Source organism: Fibrobacter sp. UWB7 (genome assembly GCF_900142945.1).
Lineage (GTDB): Bacteria > Fibrobacterota > Fibrobacteria > Fibrobacterales > Fibrobacteraceae > Fibrobacter.
Genome location: NZ_FRCO01000001.1, coordinates 551071 through 564723 on the forward strand (window position 1 = coordinate 551071; position 13653 = coordinate 564723).

The following is a 13653-nucleotide window of genomic DNA, read 5'->3' on the forward strand; positions in this document are numbered from 1 at the left end:
AACACCATGAACTTAAACAAGAGCATTGTCATCAACTGGCATGTTACCGAAATATGCAACTATGATTGCAAGCATTGCTTTGCCAAATGGGGCAGGCAGCACGAAATTTGGAATGATGTCAATCAGATCGAGCATATTATCAAAGGAATCACCCACCATGTAGAAACAACCAATATGAGTCCCAAACATTTTCGCCTCAACATTGTTGGTGGCGAGCCTATCATGTCACCTGACAATCTGTGGAATGTCGTGAAAACAGCAAATGACTACAGTGTAGATGTTTCGATGATAACTAATGGTAGTCAGCTCGAAGTCATCCGTCCGTTCGCACATATGATTTCACAAGTCGGGATTTCCATAGATTCTTTCAAACACGAAACAAATCTAAAAATTGGTCGTGTTTGCAACGGAAAGACCTTGTCATTCCAAGAAATCAACGAGAAAATAAAGTTCGTTCAGGAAACCAATCCTAAACTTAAGATTAAAATTAATACGGTCGTCAACAAGTACAATTTTTCGGAAAGAATGTTGCCTTCGATTATGACTCTCAACCATAACAAATGGAAAATTCTGCGTCAAATGCCGTTCGGAGACAACAAAGGAATATCTGACTTCATGTTTTATTCTTTCATCCGTAACAACTACAGGGAATCCGACCGCGCTAACGAAAGTTGCGAAATTACCATCGAAGACAACAACGCCATGACGGAAAGTTACTTGATGATTTCTCCGGATGGGCGCCTTTTTCAAAACGGAAATACGAGCTACAGCTACAGTCGCCCGCTGACAGAAGTCTCGTTTACAGAAGCCTTGAGCGACATCAAATTTGACGAGAGCAAATTCGATGGACGCTACGATGGTTCTTTCACTCAGCAGGCTTCCAATTCTATGGAGAAATTTTTCAAATTAGCTCCTGAATCTTGTTTCGAATCGATGTTCGATTATCTCTAACAACAACTACGTTCACAACAAAAAATTGCCTAAAATAGGTAACCTATTTTAGGCATTTTTTCAATTTTACCTTAACCCTACCCTTTATACTTTATCACAAGCATGGTAAGGTCGTCGCTCTGCTCTGCGCCATTCACAAACTCGGACACTGCATGCGACATGGTATCCAGCAATTGCTGCGGTCCCGCAAACGCAGGTAACTCGCGATTTTTGTCATCAGCATTCATTCCACCGTCGCCACAAATTGCGCTTTCGACTCGCTTCAATCCAAACAGCTTTCCATTTGCGTTCATCGCTTCGGTTAGGCCATCCGTATAAAGCAAAATCATATCGCCCGCAGCGATGACCGTTTCCTGGATATTGTATTTTTTTTCTTCCATGACCCCGATAGGGATATTTGCGGTAACATCGAGATATCGCATATTACGTCCAGTAATGATAATGGGCTTTTCATGGCCGGCATTGCAGTAGCTCAGGCGCCCCGTTGCAAGGTCTAGCACACCAACAAAAAGCGTTGCAAACATTCCCGTCGTATTTCCACGACTGGCCATCGTGTTCATTCCCATCACAATGTGAGATGGATCATCGACTTTAGTTGCAATCGTGCGGAACACGGCCTGCGTCATCGACATGACAAGTGCCGCCGGGATTCCCTTGCCGCAGACGTCACCGATATTGAAGAACAGCTTTCCATCACGCACAAAATAATCATAAAAATCGCCACCCACTTGTTTTGCCGGGACCTGACTACCAACGATATTCAGGAATTCGCTTTCGGGCAGCGGTGGCGGAAGCATCGCCGTCTGGATAGCGTTTGCAATGCCGAGTTCCCTATTCATCAAATCTTTTTCGGCACTGACTTTGCTCAGCTTACGAACGCTGAGAATGCTACGATACATGATAAAGCCAAGCACCACAAGTCCAATCAGCTGGAAGATTATGACCGGAATAAGCGAGCGTTGCTGGTTATCGTAGAGTTGCACTGCCATCGAAGAGAGTTCGCGCATCGGGACATCGGCGCCAATAACTGCAACGACACGTCCTTGAGGATCGTGGACTGGCCGCGAGAATGTAGACATCAGCGCCACGTAATAGCGGCTCATGTACGGTTCACTCCAAGAACCGTTGCCATGTAAGCCCTCGCGATACCAAGTGCGTTCCGTATAATCAAACCCAATAACGGTGTCCTTAATTTCGTTGGTCGCATCATCCCTAAAAGTAAAGTATCCATCGCGAAGACCATCACTCCCCACACGGTAGGCAAAATCGACGCCAACAATTTCAGGATGGTTCGCCACAACTCGTTGCAACGCCAAGTGCAAAGAATCTTGCTGTTGCGTATCGACAAAGCGTTCGACCTCAGGTAGAACTGCGGCAATGGCTGCTTCGGCAATTTCCTTGACTTCAAAAGTTCGATTTGCAGAAGTGAGATCTTGCTGAGCCATTTCCTTAATTTGTGCGGTAATGGCACGGCGTGTAGAAATGTACTGCACAGCGGTCGTCAGTTCGAGCAACAATGCAGCAACGACGAGGACCGTTACGCTCCGGATTTTTGTATGGCGGGATGTGTTCATAATACTGCGCCCCTCAACATGCAATTCTTGTAGTTTTATAATATATCTTATTTAGGGAAAAATTGTAATTTGGGTCCCAATTTTTATTATAAATGCTGATTTAGAACACACTTTTTGGCCCCAAAACGCCATTTTTACGATTTTTTAAGCTAGTCCAAAAGCCCACTATTTTGACGTTGGAACACAAAATAATATATCAAACTCCAGGCGCCCCACACGACGCAAAGCGCCATACCAATATAACCCACCGCATAAACAGCGGAGGCAATTTCATCGCATTTCAAAAGCAAGCCCGTTTCTGAGAGGATAAAATTCCAGTCGTGAAATCCGTAAGGGGCTTCGGCGCCGGTGCCACCGCTAATAAGCATAAGCTTCATGGGGAGAGCATCTTCGATGTAAGGTGCAACATCAATCAAGTTTTCGAACGCCCACCAAAGAGCAATGGAGGCTCCGAACAAATCGCGGGGCTTAACCCACAGCGCCAAGCAGAATACGAGCGGCATGACGGTCTGGAACAGCGAGCCGCCCAACGATATAATCACCTCGCTCCCGAAAATTCTAAAAACAATGTGGCCAGTCTCGTGAACGGGAAGGTTTAGGTTGTGCAAAAACTGGACTATCCACGACTGATAACCGCCGAAAAACGCCTGCAAAGTAAAGAACGCCATCGCAAACAACAGAACGACGCGAACCGCGAAAAAATTATTGCGCCCGAGCGGTCGCGGCAACAAGAAGAACTGTACCCAGACAGGCCATTCATCCGGCTCGTTCAGCCAATCCAGGATTCGGGCAAGTAACGGTTTCTTTTCGTGTGGGACAAAGGTCATAAAAGTAACGATAGTAATCTTTGTAACAAGATGCGCCGAGGACCCTTATTTATTATAAATTTCTGGCGACTGGCTGTAGAATCGACGATGCGTGAAGCTATACCAGAGATTTGGATTTTCGCGAATTCGTTCTTCGAGCCACTTGTTGAATTGCGAGTTGACCACGCACGAATCCGTCGAAGACGCGATTTCGGACTGCGCGCCACCTACCTCAATAGCATGGAGCACACGAACTTTTTTCGAAGACGCATCTTCCGGAGATGCGCCGCGCTCCTCCATCCAACAGATAAACACCGGCGTTTGCGGACGATGCTTGAGCAAAAAGTCCGGCAGCGGATTCACATTCGCCGGTTGCCCGAGCAATGTTCCGTCTATTGCACTCGGGATACGGGAATCCTGATCGGAGAGCAAGCAGAAAAGCTTGCCATCGTTCAAAATGCGTATAAAGTCACGAGGTGTCCGGGCATCCACGGAATAACTCCGGCCATCGACCGCACGGATTTTGCGTTCAAGAATGTTGTTGAGCCACTTGGGCTTCACGGGTATATAACTTGCGACAAGCGGAATTCCAAGTCGGCAAAGCCACGGTCCCATCGCTTCGTAATTGCCATAATGCGCTGTCAAGAAGATTCCGCCACTCCGCATTTTTTCAAGCACCGGAATGGCAGCCTCGTCAAGCGAAAAATTCCAGCCATCCACACGACACGGGTATGCAGTAAAATCGTGCGGTAACTTTTTGAAAGTCCCGAAGCGGAACAAGAGTTCGCTCGCATGGCGTGTCAAGTTTTTCAAGAGGGTATTATAGTCAGGCGAGATTTTAGAATCCGCACCAGAAACTGCGTCCGACGGAACTGCGCCCGCCACGTGTTTTGCATTCGCCAAAACCGTTCCCCGCTTCCACCCCACAAGTTTTAGCACTGCATAGGCTACGCGTGCAAAAACCGGAGCGATTATTTTACCCTTAAAAAACATAACGGTTTAAAAATACGAAAAAAATCACTCGCAATTCCCGTCCGCACACATTTTACTATTTTGGAATAAAAAATGGAGACATCTCGATTATGAGTGAAAATTGCCTTTTCTGTAAAATCATCAAGGGTGAAATCCCGTCCAAGAAGATTTATGAAGACGACGATGTGTTCGCCTTCTACGACATTGCCCCGCAGGCTCCGGTACACTTTTTGGTCGTGCCGAAGCGCCACATTGCAACCATCATGGACATGAAGCCGGAAGATTGCGAACTCGTGGGTAAGATGCTTTACCGCGCACAGCTCATCGCGAAAGACCTCGGTCTTGAAGAAGGCGGTGCACGCTTTGTGTTCAACTGCAAGGCTGATGCCGGTCAGACCGTGTTCCACATCCACCTGCACGTCGTTGGCGGACAGGAAATGGGTTGGCCTCCGTTCCCAGCGAAGTAATCACGGCATAAAAGCCGCGAACTTATGATCAAAACTCGCGCTATAGTTCTGCACCGCTTTCCGTACAGCGATTCTAGCTTTATCGTCAAGGCGCTTACGGAAGAAAGCGGGATTGTCTCGTTTATCGTGAAGGGCGGAAAGAAAAAGGAATCTCCGTTCCGGGGAGCCCTTGATCCGCTTGCGTTAAGCGAAGTCGTTTTTCGCCAGAATCCGAATACCGATTTGCAGTTCATCAAGGAAGCAACACTTTTGGACTGGCGGAAGAACTTGCGCAACGATTTACTCAGCCTTGCAAAAGCGCAGGTCATGACCGAAATGATTTTGCGCTACGCCCCGCAAGGGGTGCCCCTGCAAGAAGAATTTGAACGCCTAGAGCAAGCCATCAGCGAATTCGATTCCGATTCACGGCAAGATTCGCCAACTCCAGAAGGTTCCGCGCACTCGTCAACATCGAGTGTTCCTGACAAGTCGCGCATCTTTGCGCAGTGGCTACTGGACACTTGCGACATGTGGGGCTACAATCTTGACCTTACCATTTGCAGCCGCTGCGGTCGCACTCTCGAAAAGCCAGCCGCAGACTTTTTCCCAGAAACAGGCGGATTCGTATGCCAAGCATGCCTCGGTGTCGAGCATCCGCGTGCACGATTAGAAACGCTCAATGGGCTTTGGGCGCTGCAAACAGGCGACAAAATCGAGCATCCCGAATTCACCGAAAACGCGCTCCTCACCTACCTGCGCCACCACATCGGATTTTTAAAAGAAATCCACTCCATAAAATTCCTGAACGAGACACGAAAGCTGTTTGGTCAGTAGCCAATGGTCATTAGCGATTAACCATAACCAATGACTAACAACCAACAACTAGCTACTAAATAGCCATAACTTTACACTATTTGTATATTTGCCCATAGTTGAAAAAGTTTAAGTGAAGAGGTCATCATGTTAACACCAGAAGATATCAAAGCAAAAAAATCCAAGCACGAAATGATTTCCATGATCACCGCCTACGACTTCGCTTTCGCAAATATTGCTGAAGCCGCCGGAATTGACCAGATTCTCGTAGGCGATAGCCTTGCAAACACAATGCTCGGTTACAAGAGCACGCGTGAAATCGGCATGACCGAAATGCTCATCTTCACAGCAGCCGTCTGCCGTGGCGCCCCAAACACTCACGTAGTCGCCGACATGCCCTACTTGAGCGACAAAGATCCGCAAACCGCTTACGACAACGCCCGCCGTCTCATGGATGTGGGAGCCTCTAGCGTAAAAATTGAAGGCACACCCGCTGGCGTTCTCGAGTTCTTGCACGAAAAAGGAATTCCCGTCTGCGGGCATCTTGGACTTTTACCGCAGACCGCAGAAAACTTCAAGCAGAAAGGCCGCACCGAAGAAGAAGCTCGCGCCATTGAAGAAGCCGCCAAGTTTGTGGAAGGGCTTTGCTTCGAAACCGTTCTCGAGCACATTCCCGAAGAACTCGGCAAAAAAATCACCGACGAAATCAGCATTCCCACCATTGGCATCGGTGGCGGCAAGTTCACAGACGGTCATGTTCTCGTGATGCACGACGCTCTCGGCATGCACCCGAACAAAATTCCGCCATTTGCCACAAAGTTCGTAGACATGTATTCTGTTGGTGTTCAAGGAGTTAAGAAATACATCGAAAGTGTCAAGGCAAGAGCTTAATTTCGAACGAACTAAAACCTAAAATTCAAACAACATAATTAATTTTATTACTGGCAGAATCGATCTCAGAAGAGGTCGATTTTTTCTTTACATACAATTTCAATCCGACCGATTTTCCATAACAAATTTTTTCAAGAAAAAATTGAATTTTTATAAAATAATTGTTGATTATTTGTGAAAAAGAAGTTATTTTTCAGGTATCAACAAATAAATAACAAAAAAGGAAGAAAAAAAATGGCTACCGAAACAACCGCTACTAAAAAGGCAACAAAGAAACCCGCTGCTGCTAAGAAGCCGGCCGCTGCCAAGAAACCCGCTGCCGCTAAGAAGCCGGCCGCTGCTAAGAAGCCGGCTGCTGCTAAGAAGCCGGCCGCTGCTAAGAAGCCTGCTGCTGCTAAGAAGCCGGCCGCTGCTAAGAAGCCGGCCGCTGCTAAGAAGCCGGCTGCCGCTAAGAAGCCGGCCGCTGCTAAGAAGCCCGCTGCCGCTAAGAAGCCGGCCGCTGCCAAGAAGCCGACTGCTGCTAAGAAGCCCGCTACTGCTACAAAGAAGCCGGCTACTGCAGCAAAGAAAGCTCCGGCAAAGAAGTAATCTTCTTTTTGACCCAACGATTTTGACCCGCAGACCTCTGCGGGTCTTTTTTTATATTGGCGCCACGCCCCACGTTTACTATTTTTGTGGCATGATTTCAGAAAATGATTTGACCAATTCGCAGAACATTCCCTTTGAAGAACGCATCGCCCGCATCGAAAAGATGATCGAAGCCGAAGCAGAACCGAAAGCATTTGAACTCGGACTTTTGCTCGCTCTCAAGATGGGCCAGGAAATCCGCGAAAAGAAACCGCTCGGCAGCACGACTGGCGACATCGTCGCCGCATGGAGTTCCAAGTACCCGGAATCCGTCGTCGAAGAAGCAATCGCTCACGCCAAGCAGTTCCTCACAAATCCAGGCGCCCTCGCTGAAAAGATGAAGAACATCATGCTGAAAAAGATGAATCAGCAAGAAGAAAAAACGGACGAGGCCGAAAGTGGAAAATAAACTACAGGCAACCATCGACATCGGGAGTCACAGCTGCATTTTGCTAATCGCAGCGTTCGAAGACGTACCCGCCGCAGCAGCGGTTGCACCCGAAACGACTGAAACACCCGCCGCATCAAGCGAAGCGCCTGCAGCCCCACGCAAGATTCTCGTGCCAAAACTCCAGAAGGTCGAAGTCTGCCGCCTCGGCGAAGACATTTACGAACACGGGAAAATCACGCCCGAACGCATCCAGGAACTCGTCAACATCATGACCAAGTTCCGCATGGACTTACACGCTCTCGGCGCAGACCTCAAGGCAGTCGCCATGACCGAAGCCATGCGCAAGGCCACAAATCCGGACGAAGTGATTGAAGCTGTCGAAAAAGCAGTATGGGTCAAGCCACGCGTCATCACCGGCGAAGAAGAAGGCAAGCTCACCTACCGTTCCGTCAAGGAATGGCACGGCGAAGGAAACGTCACGATTGACATCGGTGGTGGTTCCACAGAACTCAGCAACGGCGAAACGACTTTCTCGATTCCCGTTGGCGCTCTCAAGATGTTCAAGGCGATGGGCCCGATTCCCGGTCCGGAATACAAGAAGTTTATCAAGGAAACGTTCAAGGACTTGTCTTTCAAGGGTATGACGAAAAAGCCAGTCTACCTTATCGGTGGTACAGGCACCGCACTTGCAATGGTCTTCTTGAACAGCCAAACGTTTGACTACAAGGCGATTGAAGGTCTCGAAATGAGCCTTGCCGACCTTGAAGCGGTCACCACGCGCATCACGAACCTTTCGAAAGAACTCCGCGCGATGCTCCCGGGACTTGGAAACGGTCGTCACGAAGTTATCATTTGCGGACTTTTCTGGTTGCGTTCGCTCCTCGAAAAGCTCCGTGTAGAAACGTTCAAGATCAGTACGGCAGGACTCCGCTTCGGTTTGCTCTACCCGCCTGAAAAAGAACCGGAACCCAAACCAAAGAAGCGCCCGGCATTTTTGAAAAGTTAGTTGATAGTTATTAGTAGTTAGTCATTAGTTATTAGTTGTTTGTTGTTTGCGATAGCTATTGACCATAGACCAATGACTAATGACCATTGACAAATAAAGGAGATGCTTGATGGATCCTATCGCCTCTACGAGGCTCCAGGATGACAGAGCAAAAAGATTATGCGTATAAACAAGTACATTTCTCTCAGTGGTTTTGCTAGCCGCCGTGCCGCAGACGAACTCGTCGCCGACGGTCGCGTACAGGTGAACGGAGAAACGATTTCCGACCTCGGCCATCAAGTGGACGAAACCAAGGACCAGGTGACGGTTGACGGAAAGTTGCTGAAGCTCCCGACAAACAAGAAAACAAAAGTCATCATGCTCCACAAGCCGGCTGGTTGTGTTTGCACCAAGGACGACCCGCAGGGCCGCCGCACAGTTTACGATTACTTGCCACCGGGATACCATAATTTCAAGTACGTTGGACGACTCGACTTGCAAAGCCGCGGTCTCTTGCTTTTCACCGACGACGGCGAATTGCTTTACCGCCTCACGCACCCGAGTTTTGAAGTGCCGCGCAGCTACTACGTGTGGACAACGCGTCCGCTCAGCGAATCTGCCGCCCAGCGCTTGGTCGATGGCGTGGACATCCGCGACCCGGAAGATCCGGACGCACGAGAAGAAATCGCATTTGCAACAGACGTCTATCTCGAAAACGGATTTGCAGAACTTGTGCTTATCGAAGGCAAGAACCGTGAAATCCGCCGCATGATGCGTGCCATCGGTTACGAAATCCGCGACCTCAAGCGCGTAAGCTACTGCCAGATTCAGCTCGGCGACTTGCCCGCAGGCGAATTCCGCGAACTCACGCCCAACGAGCTCAACAAGTTAAGACAAGCTGTACACTTATAACGGCATCGCCGCACTTCCTACAGTCTACTAATAATGAAACGTACTTTATATATCGGTGATGTTCATGGTTGCGCAGACGAACTCTCTGCGATTATCGACCAATTCGGCTTTGTGCGCGGTAGCGATACCATTTACCAGACCGGCGATATCATCAACAAAGGTCCCGATATGATGCGCGCCATGCGCATTGTCGAGGAACTTGGCATTCTGACCGTCCGCGGGAATCACGAAGAACATCTCATCCGCATGATGGAAACGCCCAAGAGCAACTGGACCGAGAAGCAGAAGAAACGCTTCAAGGCACTCTCGCTTGACGAATGGGTTTACATCCGCGATACCGTGAAGAACTGGCCGCTCTGGCGCGACACGCCGCACGCCCTCCTCGTGCACGCAGGCCTAGAACCGGGCAAGACGCGTCTCGAAGACATGAGCCCCGAAGTGCTCCTTTCCATCCGCTACTGGAATGACAAGCCCTGGTTTGAACAGGTCCAGTGGAACAAGCTCGTCATCTTTGGACATTGGGCCAAGATGGGCTTCGTGAACATTCCCGGATTTATCGGTCTCGATTCCGGATGCGTCTACGGCAAGGCTCTCACCGCCTGGTGTCCCGAAGAAGACAAGTTCTACAGCGTCCCCGCACTCCGCGAATACACGCCCGTCAAGGACAAGGCAAAAGAATCCGAAGCCGCCCCCTGCAAAGTGCTCGGCGACAACTCCCCCGATTCCGTGCCACCCAAGACGTTCGACGAAATCAAGGAACGGATTGCAAGTGGCGACATCGCCTGCAAGGAAGAGACACCCGAAGAATCGAACATCCGCAAGGCAAGCCCCTCCATCAGCGCTGAATGGGCCGGGTATTAATTTACTATCTTTTAACTAGGCAATAATCTAGGTAACACAATGACAGCAGAAGAACTTTACAATCGTCTCAAGTCCGTCAAGCCGGGCGCAGCCCTTTGCACTTACACCATGGAAAAGGTGGAAAAGATGCTCCCGCTCATCAACGAAATCAACGAGCTCAAAAAGCAGCAGGATACCGTTATCCTCGCCCACAGCTACTGCGCTCCTGAAATTCTTTTGGGCGTTGCCGACTTCACTGGCGATAGCTTTAAGCTCAGCAAGGACGCTACCACCGTCCAGCAAAAGACGATCCTCTTCTCTGCCGTGCGTTTCATGGGCGAAACCGCCAAGATTTTGAACCCGCAGAAGGACGTGATTATCCCGGGCCCGCTCACGGGTTGCAGCCTCGCCGATTCCATTACCGGCAAGGACGTCGAAGAACTCCGCAAGCAGAATCCGGACTACACGTTTGTCTGCTACATCAACACGACTGCCGACGTGAAGGCAGCCTGCGACGTCTGCGTGACTAGCGGTAACGTGATGCACATCGTCGAAACGATTCCGTCCGACAAGATTTTCTTTGTACCGGATGCCCTCATGGGTCAGAACATCATCGACGAAATGAAGCGTCGCGGTGTCAAGAAGGATATCAAGCTCTATAACGGCTGCTGCTACGTTCACGAAAACTACGACCCGGATTTGATCCAATTCTTCCGTAGCCAAAACCCGAATCTCAAGGTGATTAGCCACCCGGAATGCAACCCGTCCGTCGCCATGCTCAGTGACTACGTCGGAAGCACAGGTCAGATGGTGAGCTACATCAATCAACAGCCCAAAGACAGCTGCATCTTGCTCCTCACGGAATGCGGTCTCAACGCCCGTATGCACTACGAACACCCCGATATGAACTTTATCGGTAGTTGCTGCATGTGCAAGTACATGAAGTCGAACTCGCTCGAAAACATCTTGGAAGCTCTCCGCCACCCCGAAAAGGCAGAACACATCTCGCTCGACGAAGGCGTGCGCGTGAAGGCAAAGAAGTGCATCGACGCCATGTTCAAATACGCTGAATAATTCGCATAAGCCACAGCGGTTCACAACAAGCGACTTCAAAATTTCTATCTTTGCGACACTCGGATTGTGGGATGTCAAAAACTCTTGGAGGATAAAAGATGAAGAAATTTTTATTAGCTTTAACCTTGTTGTGTTCCGCTATTTTTGCACAACCCGAAGACAGTGATTTTACCTACTGGCCACGCACTTATTTCGCCAGCATCGGTTTTAATGTTATAGCCAATCGCGGTGACCTTTTTGACCGCGCCATGGTCTTGAAAGACGACGGTATCGATGAAACCGTCCATTTGCCCAATACCAAAGTTATCGTTTCTCCGGACTACAATATCGGTGTAAACATTCGCGAATTCACCCTTGCCGCCTCTTTCCAATACTGGACCATGCAAGGCTCCATCCCGACTTTGCCCGCCCCCCAAAACGAACAGGACATGCGCTTTTGGAGATTCGGACTTGAAGGGACATACAACTTTTTCTATCCTGACTTTTTCCAGGTAGGTGTCGGTCTCGGGTATTCTTTCTCAAAATTGACTATAAAAGATAACGTTTCCAATGCCAAAGGATTTTTCGATTCCGAGCTGAACGGTTCTGCAATTGCATTTGTGACTCAAATACGTTATTTCATCACAGATAACTTTGGGCTCACTTCTGCTTTACGCATTTACGAAAACTGGTATAAATCAGTCCATACAAAGAATAGTGGAACTGTCGATTTCCACGAACTCGATATCAGCTACTATTGGCAAACCTACATAGCCGTTTCCATCGGAGCCATGGTTCAGTTTTAATTAAAAACTAAAGAAGGCACAAAAAATGATAACATTCCTAATTGGTGTTGCAATCCTCATCCTTGGATATTTCACCTACGGCAAGTTCGTCGAACGCGTGTTCGGACCTGATGACCGCAAGACTCCCGCGCTCGCAAACCCGGATGGCGTTGACCGCGTCCCGATGCCGCACTGGAAAAACGTTCTCATTCAGCTTTTGAACATTGCAGGCATTGGCCCTGTGATTGGCGTGATTCTCGGCATCAAGTTTGGCGCCATCGTGTTCATCTTGCTCCCGCTCGGAAACGTCCTCGGCGGCGCAGTGCACGACTACTTCAGCGGCATGATCAGCATGCGCAACAACGGTTACAACGTCCCGGCACTCTCCCGTAAGTTCTTAGGCAAGGGTCCGGCAAAGCTTGTGATGACACTTATCTCGGTCGCGCTCATTCTCGTTGGCGCCGTGTTCACCAACACTCCGGCAGCACTCGTGAATACGCCGATTCTCGCAGGCAGCCACGTTTCGCCGACTCTTTTCTGGATTGCCGTCGCCGTCATTTTTGCCTACTACTTCATCAGCACCTTCTTCCCGATTGACAAGATTATCGGCCGCATCTACCCGGTTTTTGGCGCCCTCCTGATTCTCGCCTCCCTCGCTATTTTCGTGGGCATCATCCCGAACTTGAACGTCCTCGATGAATTCTGCTTTGCAGACATCATGAGCAACTTCCACAAGCATCCGGCTGGCCAGCCGATCATCCCGATGCTCTTCGTGACGATTGCTTGCGGCATCATCAGCGGATTCCACAGCACACAAAGCCCGCTCGTTGCCCGTACGGAAGTGACCGAAAAGACCGGTCGCCAGACGTTCTACGGCATGATGATTATTGAAGGTTTGATTGGTATGATTTGGGCCGCAGGTGGCATGTTCATTTATCACCAGATGCCGGAACTTTTGACAGGCGCTTCGGGCGTGAAGGTTTTGAGCGTTCTCGTTTCGACCGTGATTCCTTGGGCTCCGATTTCGATCCTCGTGGTCGTGGGCGTAATTATCCTTGCTATTACAAGTGGCGACACAAGCCTCCGCAGCCTCCGCCTTACGATTGCTGAACTTACGGGCCTTGAACAGACCTCCGTGCGTAACCGTTTGATTCTCACGATTCCGATGTTCGCTCTCTGCGCTGTGATTATCTTCTGGAGCAACTTGAACCCCGAAGGTTTCAATATCTTGTGGAACTACTTCAGCTGGAGCAACCAGCTCATGGCCGTTTGCAGCCTCTGCGTGGCAACCGTTTATCTCCGCAGTAAAAAGAAGAACTTCTGGATTGCGCTTATCCCGTGCATGTTCATGACGTTCATTACGGCTGATTACATCCTCTGGGTGAGCCCGGAAAACCTCAAGGGCGCTCCGCTCGGCTTTGGTCTCGACTACAAGACTGCACTCGTGATTGCACTCCACGATGCCGCTATTCTCGGATTCTTCCTCTGCGTTCGCGGCAAGGAGCTTACCAAGATGCCTGGTTTCGATGCCGATGTTTGGAGACCGGAACTGGACGAAGGTAAAATTCCGAAGGCTCAGTAAACTAGAGATTCGTAAGCTTTACAAG

Annotated in this window: 15 protein-coding genes; 12 read left to right on the forward strand and 3 right to left on the reverse strand. The window is 49.4% G+C overall.

From position 1 onward, the window contains the following. Positions 1 to 6 precede the first annotated feature (6 nt). A complete protein-coding gene (locus tag BUC30_RS02295; RefSeq protein ID WP_073423342.1) occupies positions 7 to 951 on the forward strand; it encodes a viperin family antiviral radical SAM protein in 945 nt (314 codons plus the stop codon). A 77-nt stretch (positions 952 to 1028) separates the two neighbouring features. Here BUC30_RS02295 and BUC30_RS02300 read toward each other — a convergent pair whose 3' ends face one another. The 3 genes from BUC30_RS02300 to BUC30_RS02310 form a co-directional block, all read right to left on the reverse strand. After that, on the reverse strand, positions 1029 to 2525 hold the full coding sequence (locus BUC30_RS02300; protein ID WP_073423343.1) for a PP2C family protein-serine/threonine phosphatase: 1497 nt from the start codon (positions 2523 to 2525) through the stop codon (positions 1029 to 1031). Between the two features lie 149 nt (positions 2526 to 2674). Then, a complete protein-coding gene (locus BUC30_RS02305; RefSeq protein WP_073423344.1) occupies positions 2675 to 3352 on the reverse strand; it encodes a hypothetical protein in 678 nt (225 codons plus the stop codon). A 45-nt stretch (positions 3353 to 3397) separates the two neighbouring features. Beyond that, positions 3398 to 4234, reverse strand: a complete 837-nt coding sequence (locus tag BUC30_RS02310; protein ID WP_244536447.1) for a lysophospholipid acyltransferase family protein — start codon at positions 4232 to 4234, stop codon at positions 3398 to 3400. A gap of 176 nt (positions 4235 to 4410) precedes the next feature. Between BUC30_RS02310 and BUC30_RS02315 the strand changes: the two genes are divergently transcribed. The 11 genes from BUC30_RS02315 (at position 4411) to BUC30_RS02365 (ending at position 13628) form a co-directional block, all read left to right on the forward strand. Then, complete coding sequence (locus tag BUC30_RS02315) at positions 4411 to 4770, forward strand: HIT domain-containing protein (protein WP_170861505.1); 360 nt, start codon at positions 4411 to 4413, stop codon at positions 4768 to 4770. Positions 4771 to 4794: 24 nt separating this feature from the next. Then, complete coding sequence (recO, locus tag BUC30_RS02320) at positions 4795 to 5583, forward strand: DNA repair protein RecO (RefSeq protein WP_073423346.1); 789 nt, start codon at positions 4795 to 4797, stop codon at positions 5581 to 5583. Between the two features lie 126 nt (positions 5584 to 5709). Beyond that, positions 5710 to 6453, forward strand: coding sequence for a 3-methyl-2-oxobutanoate hydroxymethyltransferase (gene panB / locus BUC30_RS02325; RefSeq protein ID WP_014546826.1), 744 nt, complete (start codon positions 5710 to 5712; stop codon positions 6451 to 6453). A gap of 234 nt (positions 6454 to 6687) precedes the next feature. Next, a complete protein-coding gene (locus BUC30_RS02330) occupies positions 6688 to 7041 on the forward strand; it encodes a histone H1 (protein ID WP_073423347.1) in 354 nt (117 codons plus the stop codon). Between the two features lie 91 nt (positions 7042 to 7132). After that, the gene (locus BUC30_RS02335; protein WP_015732225.1) at positions 7133 to 7489 is read left to right on the forward strand and encodes a hypothetical protein; all 357 of its coding nucleotides are present in this window, start codon (positions 7133 to 7135) and stop codon (positions 7487 to 7489) included. Further along, the gene (locus BUC30_RS02340) at positions 7479 to 8477 is read left to right on the forward strand and encodes a Ppx/GppA phosphatase family protein (RefSeq protein ID WP_073423348.1); all 999 of its coding nucleotides are present in this window, start codon (positions 7479 to 7481) and stop codon (positions 8475 to 8477) included. The genes BUC30_RS02335 and BUC30_RS02340 overlap by 11 nt, the downstream gene beginning before the upstream one ends. Positions 8478 to 8636: 159 nt before the next feature. Continuing rightward, a complete protein-coding gene (locus tag BUC30_RS02345) occupies positions 8637 to 9368 on the forward strand; it encodes a pseudouridine synthase (RefSeq protein ID WP_073423349.1) in 732 nt (243 codons plus the stop codon). Between the two features lie 33 nt (positions 9369 to 9401). Then, a complete protein-coding gene (locus tag BUC30_RS02350) occupies positions 9402 to 10229 on the forward strand; it encodes a metallophosphoesterase (RefSeq protein ID WP_073423350.1) in 828 nt (275 codons plus the stop codon). Between the two features lie 39 nt (positions 10230 to 10268). After that, on the forward strand, positions 10269 to 11282 hold the full coding sequence (nadA, locus tag BUC30_RS02355) for a quinolinate synthase NadA (RefSeq protein WP_015732223.1): 1014 nt from the start codon (positions 10269 to 10271) through the stop codon (positions 11280 to 11282). Between the two features lie 98 nt (positions 11283 to 11380). After that, positions 11381 to 12067 (forward strand): TonB-dependent receptor, encoded by a 687-nt coding sequence (locus BUC30_RS02360; protein ID WP_073423351.1) that lies wholly within the window; start codon positions 11381 to 11383, stop codon positions 12065 to 12067. 25 nt (positions 12068 to 12092) lie between these two features. Beyond that, positions 12093 to 13628, forward strand: a complete 1536-nt coding sequence (locus tag BUC30_RS02365) for a carbon starvation CstA family protein (RefSeq protein WP_073423352.1) — start codon at positions 12093 to 12095, stop codon at positions 13626 to 13628. Positions 13629 to 13653: the final 25 nt, after the last annotated feature.

Excerpts from the sequence above, each read along its gene's own strand:
- BUC30_RS02335 (WP_015732225.1), top strand. The coding sequence starts at position 7,133 with ATGATTTCAGAAAATGATTTGACCAATTCGCAGAACATTCCCTTTGAA.
- BUC30_RS02345 (WP_073423349.1), top strand. The coding sequence starts at position 8,637 with ATGCGTATAAACAAGTACATTTCTCTCAGTGGTTTTGCTAGCCGCCGT.
- BUC30_RS02295 (WP_073423342.1), top strand. The coding sequence starts at position 7 with ATGAACTTAAACAAGAGCATTGTCATCAACTGGCATGTTACCGAAATA.
- nadA (WP_015732223.1), top strand. The coding sequence starts at position 10,269 with ATGACAGCAGAAGAACTTTACAATCGTCTCAAGTCCGTCAAGCCGGGC.
- BUC30_RS02305 (WP_073423344.1), bottom strand. The coding sequence starts at position 3,352 with ATGACCTTTGTCCCACACGAAAAGAAACCGTTACTTGCCCGAATCCTG.
- BUC30_RS02360 (WP_073423351.1), top strand. The coding sequence starts at position 11,381 with ATGAAGAAATTTTTATTAGCTTTAACCTTGTTGTGTTCCGCTATTTTT.
- recO (WP_073423346.1), top strand. The coding sequence starts at position 4,795 with ATGATCAAAACTCGCGCTATAGTTCTGCACCGCTTTCCGTACAGCGAT.
- panB (WP_014546826.1), top strand. The coding sequence starts at position 5,710 with ATGTTAACACCAGAAGATATCAAAGCAAAAAAATCCAAGCACGAAATG.
- BUC30_RS02350 (WP_073423350.1), top strand. The coding sequence starts at position 9,402 with ATGAAACGTACTTTATATATCGGTGATGTTCATGGTTGCGCAGACGAA.
- BUC30_RS02300 (WP_073423343.1), bottom strand. The coding sequence starts at position 2,525 with ATGAACACATCCCGCCATACAAAAATCCGGAGCGTAACGGTCCTCGTC.
- BUC30_RS02365 (WP_073423352.1), top strand. The coding sequence starts at position 12,093 with ATGATAACATTCCTAATTGGTGTTGCAATCCTCATCCTTGGATATTTC.
- BUC30_RS02330 (WP_073423347.1), top strand. The coding sequence starts at position 6,688 with ATGGCTACCGAAACAACCGCTACTAAAAAGGCAACAAAGAAACCCGCT.